The 10917-nt window shown below is 68.5% G+C and carries 14 protein-coding genes and 1 riboswitch; of the genes, 9 read left to right on the forward strand and 5 right to left on the reverse strand.

What is annotated here, in order from left to right; translation table 11 throughout:
* Nucleotides 1–84 precede the first annotated feature (84 nt).
* The 7 genes from FEI13_RS05690 to hisI all read left to right on the forward strand — a co-directional run bounded on the left by FEI13_RS05690 (nucleotide 85) and on the right by hisI (nucleotide 5462).
* Complete coding sequence (locus FEI13_RS05690) at nucleotides 85–903, forward strand: hypothetical protein (RefSeq protein WP_138180229.1); 819 nt, start codon at nucleotides 85–87, stop codon at nucleotides 901–903.
* A gap of 28 nt (nucleotides 904–931) precedes the next feature.
* Complete coding sequence (locus tag FEI13_RS05695) at nucleotides 932–1411, forward strand: hypothetical protein (protein ID WP_138180231.1); 480 nt, start codon at nucleotides 932–934, stop codon at nucleotides 1409–1411.
* A gap of 63 nt (nucleotides 1412–1474) precedes the next feature.
* On the forward strand, nucleotides 1475–1900 hold the full coding sequence (locus tag FEI13_RS05700) for a TraR/DksA family transcriptional regulator (RefSeq protein ID WP_138180233.1): 426 nt from the start codon (nucleotides 1475–1477) through the stop codon (nucleotides 1898–1900).
* Nucleotides 1900–3120, forward strand: coding sequence for a zinc metallochaperone GTPase ZigA (gene zigA, locus FEI13_RS05705; protein WP_138180235.1), 1221 nt, complete (start codon nucleotides 1900–1902; stop codon nucleotides 3118–3120). The genes FEI13_RS05700 and zigA overlap by 1 nt, the downstream gene beginning before the upstream one ends.
* A 3-nt stretch (nucleotides 3121–3123) precedes the next feature.
* Nucleotides 3124–4131 carry a CobW family GTP-binding protein gene (locus FEI13_RS05710; RefSeq protein WP_138180237.1) on the forward strand — a complete coding sequence of 336 codons (1008 nt, stop codon included), beginning with the start codon at nucleotides 3124–3126 and terminating at the stop codon, nucleotides 4129–4131.
* A gap of 24 nt (nucleotides 4132–4155) precedes the next feature.
* Nucleotides 4156–5052 (forward strand): GTP cyclohydrolase FolE2, encoded by an 897-nt coding sequence (gene folE2, locus FEI13_RS05715; RefSeq protein WP_138180239.1) that lies wholly within the window; start codon nucleotides 4156–4158, stop codon nucleotides 5050–5052.
* Nucleotides 5052–5462 carry a phosphoribosyl-AMP cyclohydrolase gene (gene hisI, locus FEI13_RS05720; protein WP_138180241.1) on the forward strand — a complete coding sequence of 137 codons (411 nt, stop codon included), beginning with the start codon at nucleotides 5052–5054 and terminating at the stop codon, nucleotides 5460–5462. The genes folE2 and hisI overlap by 1 nt, the downstream gene beginning before the upstream one ends.
* A 94-nt stretch (nucleotides 5463–5556) precedes the next feature.
* Here the strand turns inward: hisI and FEI13_RS05725 are convergent, their stop codons facing one another.
* Both FEI13_RS05725 and FEI13_RS05730 read right to left on the reverse strand, forming a co-directional pair.
* Nucleotides 5557–6390 carry a metal ABC transporter permease gene (locus FEI13_RS05725; RefSeq protein WP_138180243.1) on the reverse strand — a complete coding sequence of 278 codons (834 nt, stop codon included), beginning with the start codon at nucleotides 6388–6390 and terminating at the stop codon, nucleotides 5557–5559.
* Entirely contained in the window at nucleotides 6390–7163 is a 774-nt protein-coding gene (locus FEI13_RS05730; protein WP_138180245.1) for a metal ABC transporter ATP-binding protein, read from the reverse strand. Before FEI13_RS05730 ends, FEI13_RS05725 begins: the two co-directional genes overlap by 1 nt.
* Before the next feature lie 142 nt (nucleotides 7164–7305).
* On the opposite strand from FEI13_RS05730, the gene FEI13_RS05735 reads away from it, so the two are divergent.
* The gene (locus FEI13_RS05735; protein WP_338035076.1) at nucleotides 7306–8373 is read left to right on the forward strand and encodes a zinc ABC transporter substrate-binding protein; all 1068 of its coding nucleotides are present in this window, start codon (nucleotides 7306–7308) and stop codon (nucleotides 8371–8373) included.
* Between the two features lie 21 nt (nucleotides 8374–8394).
* Here FEI13_RS05735 and thiE read toward each other — a convergent pair whose 3' ends face one another.
* The 3 genes from thiE to FEI13_RS05750 all read right to left on the reverse strand — a co-directional run bounded on the left by thiE (nucleotide 8395) and on the right by FEI13_RS05750 (nucleotide 10245).
* Nucleotides 8395–9006: a thiamine phosphate synthase gene (thiE, locus tag FEI13_RS05740; protein ID WP_138180247.1), complete on the reverse strand. Its 612-nt coding sequence runs from the start codon at nucleotides 9004–9006 to the stop codon at nucleotides 8395–8397.
* Nucleotides 8996–9802, reverse strand: coding sequence for a hydroxyethylthiazole kinase (thiM, locus tag FEI13_RS05745; RefSeq protein ID WP_138180249.1), 807 nt, complete (start codon nucleotides 9800–9802; stop codon nucleotides 8996–8998). Before thiM ends, thiE begins: the two co-directional genes overlap by 11 nt.
* Nucleotides 9803–9836: 34 nt before the next feature.
* Nucleotides 9837–9937: riboswitch (TPP riboswitch) on the reverse strand.
* Nucleotides 9938–9978: 41 nt separating this feature from the next.
* Nucleotides 9979–10245, reverse strand: a complete 267-nt coding sequence (locus FEI13_RS05750) for a hypothetical protein (protein WP_138180251.1) — start codon at nucleotides 10243–10245, stop codon at nucleotides 9979–9981.
* 206 nt (nucleotides 10246–10451) lie between these two features.
* Here FEI13_RS05750 and FEI13_RS05755 point away from each other — a divergent pair.
* Nucleotides 10452–10917 (forward strand): RNA-guided endonuclease InsQ/TnpB family protein (locus tag FEI13_RS05755; RefSeq protein ID WP_138180253.1); only part of this gene is annotated, 466 nt, incomplete at its 3' end.

The following is a 10917-nucleotide window of genomic DNA, read 5'->3' on the forward strand; positions in this document are numbered from 1 at the left end:
GAGGCGGGGTTGATGAAGTGTTATGTTATAACGTATCTTTTCCTGCGCTTGAAGCCGAGCCAGCTCATCCGACCGGGAGAAACCATGTCACGCCGCCCCCTCCACCTTCTCACACCACTCGCCGCCACCCTGTTGATGGGCACGGCGGCACACGGCCAGGAACACGGCGCCCACCAGCACGATCACGAGGCTCATGGGCATGACCATGAGGCGCATCGGCACGATCGAGGCCATGACCACGACCGTGCTGACGCGGGGCTTGCCGATCTGCGCCTGTCCGCCGCCTTGACCGTGGAGGGCATCTACCACAACCGCGTCTCGGGGGATGAGGGCACGCCCGCCGGCTTTGGCCATGGCGAGGGTCATGATGAAGGCCACGACGGTCATGACGATCACGGCCATGAGCATGGCTTCGATGAAGGATTCAATCTGGGGCACTCGGAACTGATGCTGCGAGGGCAGACCTCACTGTTCGAGGGGCAGGCCGTGGTGTCGCTTACCGAGGACGACGTCAGTCTCGAGGAGGCCTTCGTGGCGACTCGTGCGCTGCCGCACGACCTGCGGATCAAGGCCGGCCGGTTCCTGTCGGCTATCGGCTACGTCAACAGTCGTCATCCTCATGCCTGGGACTTCATCGAACGCCCGCTGGTCAACGAGTACCTGTTCGGTGATCACGGCCTTCGTGAGGATGGCGTGCAGCTCAGCTGGTCACCCTCACCGCACACCACCCTGGGCACCGAGTGGCTGCAAGGGGACGGCGAGCGGCTCAGTCGCTTCGACGATGGGGGCAGCGAGGCGCGAGATAGGGGCCCGCGGCTGGTGACGATCTTCGCCAAGCAGCGCACTGCGCTGGGCGACGGCCAGACCCTCGACTACGGCGCTTCCGCCGGCGTCAATCGCTAGTACGTCCGTCTCGATGATCATGGTGAGCATGCCCATAGCCTGGAGAGCGACAGCTGGTTCGCCGGCCTGGACGCCCGCTATCACTACCGCAGCGGCCGGCACGGGGGGGCAGGGCGACTGGACGCTGGGCGCCGAGTACTTCTACACCGAGCTCGATCTGACCGAGCGGGTCGAGCACCATCATGCCTGGGAAACGCGGGATGACTTCACCGAGCAGCAGGACGGCGCCTATGTCGAGGCCATCTACGGTGTCGCGCCGCACTGGGAGCTCGGGGTGCGCAGCGAGGCCCTGGGACTGACCAACGAGACCGTCCACGCCCACTCCGGCGAACTGGAATCCGCCGACGCCTCCTACCGCCACAGCGGACAGGCGACCTGGCGCTTCCGCGACCATGCCTTCCTGCGTGCCCAGCTGAGTCAAGAGGACTTCGCCGGCCAGGACGAGAGCTGGGTGGCCATGCTGCAGTTCAACGCCACCTTTGGTCACCAAGCCGGCCATGCCCATTAACTGAAGACGCGGCGGTGGCGACGAGCGCCGCGCCTCGAGTGCCTGTCGCGGGAGGATAGCGCAATGCCATCTGCTGAAGAGACCCGTCTGCTGTCGATGCCGGATGATGCCTACATGAACGATGAGCAGTTGGCGTTTTTCCGCCGTCGGCTGCTCGCCGACAAGGCCCGCATCGAGGAACACCTGGGCGACATTCGTGCCGCCATGGCCTCCTACGAGCGCGACAGCGATGAGCTCGACCAGGCGGCCTTCGAGGAGGAGCTGCGCCTGCAGCTGCGCCAGGCCGATCGGGAGACCCGGATGCTGGCCAATATCGACGGAGCCCTGCGTCGCATCGACGCCAGCGATTATGGCTACTGCGAGGAGAGCGGCGAGCCGATCGGCATCCCTCGGCTCCTGCTGCGTCCCACCGCGCGGCTCTGCCTGGAGGCCAAGGAACGCCAGGAACGCCGCGAGACCCACTACCGCAAGAGCCGAGGTGAAGGCTGATGACACCCCTGCAGCCGCCCCTGCCGGTGACCGTGCTCTCCGGTTTTCTGGGCGCCGGCAAGACCACGCTGCTAAACCATATCCTCGCCAATCGCGAGGGCCGTCGGGTGGCGGTGATCGTCAACGACATGAGCGAGGTCAACATCGATGCCTCGCTGGTGCGGGGTGCTCCCGGCGAGACGGGCGAGGTAACGCTCAACCGTGCCGAGGAGCAGCTCGTGGAGATGAGCAACGGCTGCATCTGCTGCACCCTGCGCGAGGACTTGCTGATCGAGGTGCGGCGGCTCGCTGAGGAGGGCCGCTTCGATACCCTGGTCATCGAGTCCACCGGCATCTCCGAGCCGCTGCCGGTCGCCGAGACCTTTACCTTCGCCGACGAGAACGGTCAAAGCCTCTCCCAGGTGGCACGGCTCGATACCCTGGTCACGGTGGTCGATGGGGTCAACTTCCTCAACCAGTATCGCGAGGCGCAGTCACTGGCCGAGGCGGGGGAGAGCCTGGGTGAGGAGGACGAACGCAACGTCGCCGACCTGCTGGTCGATCAGATCGAGTTCTGCGACGTGCTGCTGATCAGCAAGACCGATCTGCTCGACGCACGGCAGCTTGACGAGCTGACAGCGGTGCTGCGTACCCTCAACCCCGATGCCGAGCTGCTGCCCATGACGCAGGGCCAGGTGCCGCTGGACAAAGTGCTGGATACCGGTCGCTTCAGCTTTGAGCGCGCCCAGCAGGCGTCCGGCTGGTTGAAGGAGCTGCGCGGCGAGCACGTGCCGGAGACCGAGGAGTACGGCATCTCGAGTTTCGCCTACCACGCTCGGCGTCCCTTCCACCCCGAGAAGTTCTTCGCGTGGCTGCACGGTGACTGGTGTGGCGGCAAGCTGCTGCGCTCCAAGGGCTTCTTCTGGCTGGCCACCCGGCCGCAGTTCGCCGGCCAGTGGAGCCAGGCCGGCGGCATCGCCCACTATGGTTTCGCCGGCATGTTCTGGAAGGCCGTCCCCGAGGCGAGCTGGCCCGATGACCCCGACTATCGGGCGGCCATCATGGACAAGTGGCAGGAACCCTTCGGCGACATGCGTCAGGAGCTGGTCTTCATCGACCAGCACCTCGACGAGACGCGCATTCGCCAGGCGCTGGACGCCTGCCTGCTCAGCGAAGAGGAGCTGCTGGCCGACAAGGACGCCTGGCAGGCGCTGCCCGACCCCTTCCCCGCCTGGGAGTGAGCCATGCCCACGGCAGATCTCATACCGGTCACGGTGCTGACCGGTTTCCTCGGCAGCGGCAAGACGACGTTGCTCAACCAGCTGGTGCACCAGCCGGCCATGCGCGATGCGCTGGTGGTGATCAACGAGTTTGGTGATATCGGGCTGGACCACCGGCTTATGGCCGAAGGTGACGAGCACAGCGTGATGGAGATGAGCAGCGGCTGCCTGTGCTGCACCATCCGCGGGGAGCTCAGTCGCAGCGTCCAGCAGGCGCTGGAAGGTCTCGACCGTGGAGAGGGGCGACCGATCTCGCGGATGATGATCGAGACCACGGGTCTGGCCGATCCGGCGCCTATTCTCCAGACCCTGATGACCGACCACTGGCTGGCCCACCGCTTTCGGCTGGATGGCGTGGTGTGTCTGGTGGACGCGGCCAACGGCATCTCGACCCTCAACGCCCATCGAGAGTCTCAACGTCAGGCCACCATCGCAGACTCCCTGCTGATCACCAAGGCCGATCTGGTCGATGAGCCTCGGCTGACGCGACTCGCCGAGCGGCTCACCGCCAAGCGTCTGCCCGTCTCGGAGCATGCCGACCGGCAGGCCGAGGACTGGCTGGGCGCGGGCGCCTATCTGCAGGTGTCACCCCTCTCAGGACCTTCGCCCACGGCCAGCATCGCCCCGGCGCCGATGCTGGCCCCTGCCGGAGAAACTCCACGGAGCCGGTACGGCGAGCAGATACGCTCGTTCTGCTTCAGCGTGGAGACGCCTATCGCTCCCGAGGTGCTGGAGGACTGGCTGGACCTGGTGATGAGCCTGCTCGGCGACAGGATGCTGCGCATCAAGGCGATCGTGAACGTCGCGGGGCGCCCACAGCCGCTGGCCCTACATGGAGTGCAGCATGTCTTCCACCCGCCGGTGGCCCTGCCGTCCAAGGCGTGCCCCGATGGGGTGTCACGCTTCGTCTTCATCACCAGCGGCGTGGCGCCTGACGCCGTCACGCAGTTGTTCGATTACTTCGACCGCTAGTCGTCATTCTCAAGCGAGCCCTACATGGAACAGCACTCTCTGGAAGATATCGCCGCCGCGCCCGCCGAACGCCTGGGCACGCTGAGCTGGGTCGGCATGGAAGGCATTGCGCTGCCGCTCAGGGTGGCCGGTCAGAGCATTGCCGGTCGCGCCTCGGCGGGCGTGAGCCTCGACGATCCCACCGCCCGGGGCATTCACATGTCGCGCCTCTACCTGGCGCTGGCGGACCTGGAAGCGCATGAGCTCTCTCACTCGCGGGTCGCCGACGTGCTCGATGCCTTCTTGACCAGCCATGAGGGGCTGGCCCGGCAGGCCTTCCTCGATCTGGAAGGCGAGGCGCTGCTGCGCCGCCCGGCGCTGATCAGCCCGCTGTCAGGATGGAAGACCTACCCCTTCGCCCTGCGCTGCCGGCGCGATGCCGAAGGCCTGGCGGTCACCCTGGATCTGACGGTCGGCTACTCCTCGACCTGCCCCTGTTCGGCGGCCTTGGCCCGCCAACTGATCCAGCAGGCCTTCGACGAGGACTTCACCGACGTGCCGGTCACTCGCGAGGCGGTGCATGCCTGGCTGGGCAGCGAGCAGGGCATCCTGGCCACGCCCCACAGTCAGCGCAGTCAGGCCCATCTGTCGGTGCGCCTGGCGGATGACCTCGAGGCGCTGCCGCTGACGGCTCTGGTGGAGCGCGTCGAGAAGGCGCTCGGCACGGCCCTTCAGACGGCGGTCAAGCGGGTCGACGAGCAGGCCTTCGCCCTCGCCAATGGCCAGAACCTGATGTTCTGTGAAGACGCCGCGCGTCGCCTGTATCACGCCCTGCGTGACCAGCCCGGCATCGAGGGGGTCTCCCTGCGGGTGGTGCATGCCGAGAGCCTGCACGCCCACGACGCTGTGGCCCGCAGCCAGTGGAACTGGCAGGAGGCCTGATGGACATCTGGAGGCAATTGGAAGAGGCCGAGCGTGGCGAGCGCCAGCCGCTCGACGCCGTCATCGCCGCCATGCCGTGGAACGCCGACGGCCTGATCACCGCCATCGCCCAGCAGCACGACAGCGGCGAGGTGCTGATGCTGGCCTGGATGAACCGCGAGGCGCTGCGCGAGACCCTGGACACTGGACGAGTCTGCTACTGGTCGCGCTCGCGGCAGGCCCTGTGGCGCAAGGGCGAGAGCTCGGGCCATCGGCAGCGGCTGATCGAGGCTCGGCTGGACTGCGACGGCGATGCCGTGCTGCTGCTCGTCGACCAGCAGGGGCCGGCCTGCCATACGGGGCGACCCAACTGCTTCTACAACGCCATTCGCGACGGCGCCGTGGAGGTCATCACCGCGCCCCGTTCCTGACGGTGTTCGGCTCTGCAGAGAGCGGAAGGCGCCTAGAGTGCGGCCGGCGCCACGTGCACCGGCTGCTGCCCGGAGGCGCCGACGGCACCGGGCATCAGGCGCCAGGCGTTGCGTCGGGGGGCGACTCGGCGCGCGACATCCGGCGCCTGAGTTGGCCGGCCAGGCTCGAGAGGGCAAACAGGATGGCCGCCAGGCAAACGATGGTGGGGCCGGTGGGGGTGTCGAGCCAGAAGGCGGCCTGCAGGCCGCCGGTGGTCGAGGCGGCCCCGATCGCCGCGGCCACCAGGGCCATGGCCTCCGGGGTACGGCAGAAGGACCGGGCCGCGGCGGCAGGAATGATCAGCAGGGCGGCGATCAGCAGCACCCCCACCACCTTCAGCGCCACGGCCACCACCACGGCCAGTGAAAGCGTCAGCACTAGCTGCTCGCGCCTGGGATCGATGCCGCTGGCCCGGGCGAGGTCGCCGTCCAGGGTGGCGGTGAGCAGCGCCGACCAGCGCCATCCTACCAGGCTCACGACCAGCAGCGCCCCGGCACCGATGATGGCCAGGTCGTCCTTGTCGACCGCCAGGATGTCGCCGAACAGGTAGGCCATCAGGTCGATGCGCACCCCGGAGAGGAACGAGACCGCCACCAGCCCGAAGGCGAGCGCCGAGTGCGCCATGACGCCGAGCAGGGTATCCATGGCATAGCCCCGCCCGCTGAGCAGCGAGACCAGGGTGGCCATCAGCAGCGAGACCACCAGCACGCCGGCGAAGATGGACGTGGAGAGCAGCAGCGACAGCGCCACGCCGAGGATGGCGGCATGGGCGGTGGCGTCGCCGAAGTAGGCCATGCGCCGCCATACCACGAAGCAGCCCAGCGGTGCGGCGGCGAGCGCCACGCCGAGGCCGGCCAGGGCGGCGCGCACCAGGAAATCGTCGAGCATCAGCGGCTGGCCTCCAGGAGGGTGGTGCCGGTCGGTGCGGGCGCGGGCGTGCCGGCAGGGTGGTCGTGATGGGCGTGGTTGTGGGCATGGCGATAGAACGCCAGGGCATCCACGGTGTCGGGCCCGAACAGCGCCCGATAGGCCGGCGACGACAGCACCCGCTCGGGCGTGCCCTGGCAGCAGACATGGCGGTTCAGGCACACCACGCGGTCCGAGGCGCGCATCACCACGTGCAGCTCATGGCTGACCATCAGCACCGCGCAGCCCAGTTCGCGCCGCACGCGTTCGATCTGGCGATAGAAGTCGGCTGTGCCGCGGTGGTCGAGGCCCTGGGTGGCCTCGTCGAGCAGCAGCAGGTCGGGCTGCTCCAGCAGGGCTCGGGCGAGCAGGATGCGCTGGAACTGCCCGCCGGAGAGATTCGTCACCTGCTGTCGGCCCAGCCCGGGGATGCCGGCCCGTTCCAGGGCCTGGCGCAACGTCTGAGCCGGGTGGCGACGCGGCAGATTCAGGAAGCGGGTGACCGTCATCGGCAGGGTGGGGTCGATGGCCAGCCGCTGGGGCACGTAGCCGATGGTGAGGCCCGGCTGGCGCACGAGTCGGCCGCTGGCGGGCCGCACGGCACCGATGATGGCGCGCAGCAGGGTCGACTTGCCGGAGCCGTTGGGACCGACCAGGGTGACGATCTCACCGCGGTCGAGGCGTAGATCGATGCCCTCGAGAACGGTTCGCCCGCCGAGGACGACATGCAGGTCATCGAGCGAGAGCAGCGGCATGGTGACCCTCCGGTGTTGTCGTGCCGGTGGTGGATGACAGTGGCGTCGGATGGCGTTGACACGAGCGCTAATGTTATAACATAACATTAATTGTCTCAATCGCTCGTTCACTGCCTGCACGTGCCCTGGTTCCTGGAGAAGAATGATGAAGAACACGCTGCTACGTCCGCTTTGCCTGCCCTGGCTGCTGGCACCCGCCGTCGCGGTGGCCGAGGTACCCGCCGTGGCCGTGGACATCCCGCCGGTTCATTCGCTGGTCGACCGTATAATGGGCGAGCTGGGCTCGCCGGACCTGGTGATCCAGCCGGGGGCCTCCCCGCATGGCTACTCCATGCGGCCGTCGGAGGCCGAGGCGCTGGCGCGGGCCGAGGTCGCCTTCTGGGTCAGCGACGACCTGACGCCCTGGCTGGCTCGGGCGCAGGACTCGTTGGCCGACGAGGCGCGGAAGGTGGAGCTGATGCAGACGCCGGGCACGCGCCGCCTTGCGTACCGCCAGGGCGCCACGTTCGAGGCTCACGACCATGGGCACGATGACCACAGCCACGACGGCCATGGGCACGACGAACACGGTCATGACGACCACGGCCATGACGACCACGGGCACGATCCTGCCCATGAAGGCGGAGACCCCCATGGCTGGCTCGATCCGGTGAATGCCCAGGCCTGGCTCGAGGTCATCGCCGCGTCGCTGGCCGATCTCGACCCCGGCAACGCCGACACCTATCGTCGGAACGCGGCTGAGGGGCAGGCCGAGCTGACGGCCCTGGTCGAGGAACTGGAGGCGCGCCTGGCGGATGCCCATGAGGCGCGCTTCATCGTCTTCCACGACGCCTACCAGTACTTCGAGAACCGCTTCGACGTGCCGGCGGCCGGGGCGATCTCCCTGGGCGATGCCTCGGAACCGAGCCCGGCGCGCGTCCGAGAGATCCAGGACCGCGTCGCCGAGCTCGGTGTCCAGTGCGTGTTCCGCGAGCCGCAGTACAACCCGGCGCTGGTCGAGAGCGTGTTCGAAGGCACCGGCGTCGAGACCTCGCTCGTCATCGACCCCCTGGGCGTCGACCTGCCCCTCGGCGCCGAGCTCTATCCGCAGCTGCTGCGCCGGCTGGCCGATGGCGTGGCGCGTTGCGCCGCCAACGAGGCATCGCCCCGCGGTCATGGCCATGATCACGATGACGAGGGGCGAATCGATGGGGGCGGCGCGTCCTCCTAGGGCCTGAAGCGGCCGAGTGAGTTACCGAACGAAGCGCCGCGCGGCGGCCTCGGGGTCCGGCATGCCGCAGATGGCGGAGATCACCGCCAGGCCACCGGCGCCCGCCTGGTACACCGCCTCGGCATGCTCGACCTTGAGCCCGCCGATGGCCACGTTCGGCAGCGGGCTCGCCGCGACCAGGGCGGCCAGGCCGTCAAAGCCCAGCGGCTCGGCGTGGTCGTGCTTGCTGAGGGTGGCGAACACCGGACCGAGCCCGAGATAGTCCAGGGCGCTCGGATCGAGGCGGGCGAGCTGCTCGTGGGTCTGTACCGAGAGCCCGAGAATCCCATTCGGGCCGAGCGCGGCGCGGGCCCGGGCCACGTCGCCGTCGTCCTGGCCGATGTGCAGCCCGTCGGCGCCCGCGGCGAGCGCCACCTCCAGCCGGTCGTTGATGATCAGCGGGACGCCGGTGCCCTCAAGCGCCGCCTTGAGCCGGCGCGCCTGGTCGATCATCTCGGCATCAGAGGCGTGCTTGTCGCGCAGCTGCACCAGGGTCACGCCGCCGCGCACCGCCGCGACGACGGTCTCCTCCAGGCCGTGGTGCGCGCAGAGGCCGGCGTCGGTGACGAGATAGAGCGAGAGATCAAGGGGCATCGGCCATCTCCAGTCGGGCCCGCTCGGCGAGGGCCTCGTGGTCCAGGTGATAGAGGGCATCGAGGAAGGCGACCGCGAAGCTGCCGGGGCCACGCGCCACCTCGCCGGCGAGCTCGCCGGCCACGGCGTAACTGGCAAGGGCCGCCGTCGTCGCCTCGAAGGAGTCGTCGGCGCCGGCCAGGAAGGCCGCCACCACGCCGGTCAGCGCGCAGCCCAGGGTGGTGACCCGGGGCATCAACGGGTGTCCGCCACGCACCTGGGCGAGGCGTCGGCCGTCGGTGACCAGGTCCACCTCGCCGGTCACGGCCACCACGCCGCCGGTGTGCTCGGCCAGGCGGCGGGCGGCCTCGAGGGCCGCCTCGGCGGGGTCGGTGCTGTCCACGCCGCGTCCGCCGCCGGCGCCGCCCGCCAGGGCGATGATCTCCGAGGCGTTGCCGCGGATCACGGTCGGCGCGAGCGCCAGCAACCGCGCGCCGGTCTCGCGGCGATAGCGCGTGGCGCCGACCGCCACCGGGTCCAGGACCCAGGGGCGTCCCGTCTCCCCGGCCGCCAGCGCGGCGGCCTCCATGGCGTCGACCCAGTGGGGCGAGAGGGTGCCGATGTTGATCGTCAGGGCCCCGGCCAGGGCGGTGAACTCGGCGGCCTCCTCGCGGGCATGCACCATGGCCGGCGAGGCGCCGATCGCCAGCAGCACGTTGGCCATGCTGTTCATGGCCACGTGGTTGGTGATGTTGTGGACCAGCGGGCGGGTCTCGCGCACCCGGGCCAGGTGCGCGGCGGGATCGATATGGTGCATGGGGCCTCCCCGGCGGGGGGTGCAGGTCGGCGAGGGCCGGGCCTGCACGACTCCCTACGCCGGCATTGTCCGGGTCAGGTTCCAAGGGTGCGTCTCAGCCGCGGCGTGCTCGCCGCGGCGCCCCCGTCGTCAGGCCCTACTATCCTTGTCGCCCCGGCGACTGTAAAGACCGGGCGTCAGGCCAGCAGCTGAATGCCGGCCAGGGTAATCAGGCTGGCCAGGGTCAGGCTGTAGAGGGCCTCCCTGGTCTCCTCCTGCTGGAGCAAGCCGGGCAACATCAGCACCAGCCCCGACGCCCCCAGGGCGACCAGCTCCAGCGGTACCGCCACCGGCTGCCAGCCGACCAGCAGTGTGCCAAGGGCCAGCAGCAGCAGGCCCGCGACGACCAGCCAGGCGGCCTGTCGCGCGCTGGTGGAAAGGCTTTCCTGAGTGATCATGTGCATGCGGGCGTCTCCTCGTCGTGGTCGGGCCGCACATCGGCCCCACTTTCTTGACGTTACGAGAGACGCCTTAACGACTGCTTAAGGAGAGATGACCAAAATGCGCGACATGCCCCGTACTTTGAGTGCGGGGAAGGATGGGGCCGCCCAGGTAGCGCGGGCGCCGTAGGCGCCCTATGATGCTGGATATAAATATAGATTGAGTCACTATGCAACGCCTCCAAGCCTTCAAGTACGAGTTGATGCCGAACGGCGAACAGGTGCGCAAGATGCGCCAGTTCGCCGGCATGGCGCGATTCGTCTTTAACCGTGGCCTGGCGTTGCAGAAGGCGCGATATGAAGCCGGCGACAAGAAGCTCGGCTATGCCGCCTTGTGCAAGGAACTCACCGGCTGGCGAAACAGCACCGAGACGCCGTGGCTCAAGGACGCGCCCATCCATCCGCTCCAGCAGTCGCTGAAGGATCTGGAGCGTGCCTATGCCAACTTCTTCGCCAAGCGGGCGGACTTTCCGCGCTTCAAGAAGAAGGGGCAGCGCGACAGCTTCCGCTATCCCGATCCGAAGCAGATCCGGCTCGACCAGGGCAACCGCCGCCTCTACCTGCCCAAGCTGGGCTGGTTGCGCTTCCGCAAGAGCCGCGAGGTGCTGGGGACGGTCAAGAACGTCACCGTCAGCC

The sequence above is a fragment of the Halomonas urmiana genome (assembly GCF_005780185.1).
GTDB classification, from domain to species: Bacteria; Pseudomonadota; Gammaproteobacteria; order Pseudomonadales; family Halomonadaceae; genus Halomonas; species Halomonas urmiana.

Excerpts from the sequence above, each read along its gene's own strand:
- zigA (WP_138180235.1), top strand. The coding sequence starts at position 1,900 with ATGACACCCCTGCAGCCGCCCCTGCCGGTGACCGTGCTCTCCGGTTTT.
- FEI13_RS05690 (WP_138180229.1), top strand. The coding sequence starts at position 85 with ATGTCACGCCGCCCCCTCCACCTTCTCACACCACTCGCCGCCACCCTG.
- FEI13_RS05710 (WP_138180237.1), top strand. The coding sequence starts at position 3,124 with ATGCCCACGGCAGATCTCATACCGGTCACGGTGCTGACCGGTTTCCTC.
- folE2 (WP_138180239.1), top strand. The coding sequence starts at position 4,156 with ATGGAACAGCACTCTCTGGAAGATATCGCCGCCGCGCCCGCCGAACGC.
- FEI13_RS05750 (WP_138180251.1), bottom strand. The coding sequence starts at position 10,245 with ATGCACATGATCACTCAGGAAAGCCTTTCCACCAGCGCGCGACAGGCC.
- FEI13_RS05725 (WP_138180243.1), bottom strand. The coding sequence starts at position 6,390 with ATGCTCGACGATTTCCTGGTGCGCGCCGCCCTGGCCGGCCTCGGCGTG.
- FEI13_RS05700 (WP_138180233.1), top strand. The coding sequence starts at position 1,475 with ATGCCATCTGCTGAAGAGACCCGTCTGCTGTCGATGCCGGATGATGCC.
- FEI13_RS05730 (WP_138180245.1), bottom strand. The coding sequence starts at position 7,163 with ATGCCGCTGCTCTCGCTCGATGACCTGCATGTCGTCCTCGGCGGGCGA.
- FEI13_RS05735 (WP_338035076.1), top strand. The coding sequence starts at position 7,306 with ATGATGAAGAACACGCTGCTACGTCCGCTTTGCCTGCCCTGGCTGCTG.
- FEI13_RS05695 (WP_138180231.1), top strand. The coding sequence starts at position 932 with ATGCCCATAGCCTGGAGAGCGACAGCTGGTTCGCCGGCCTGGACGCCC.
- thiE (WP_138180247.1), bottom strand. The coding sequence starts at position 9,006 with ATGCCCCTTGATCTCTCGCTCTATCTCGTCACCGACGCCGGCCTCTGC.
- thiM (WP_138180249.1), bottom strand. The coding sequence starts at position 9,802 with ATGCACCATATCGATCCCGCCGCGCACCTGGCCCGGGTGCGCGAGACC.
- hisI (WP_138180241.1), top strand. The coding sequence starts at position 5,052 with ATGGACATCTGGAGGCAATTGGAAGAGGCCGAGCGTGGCGAGCGCCAG.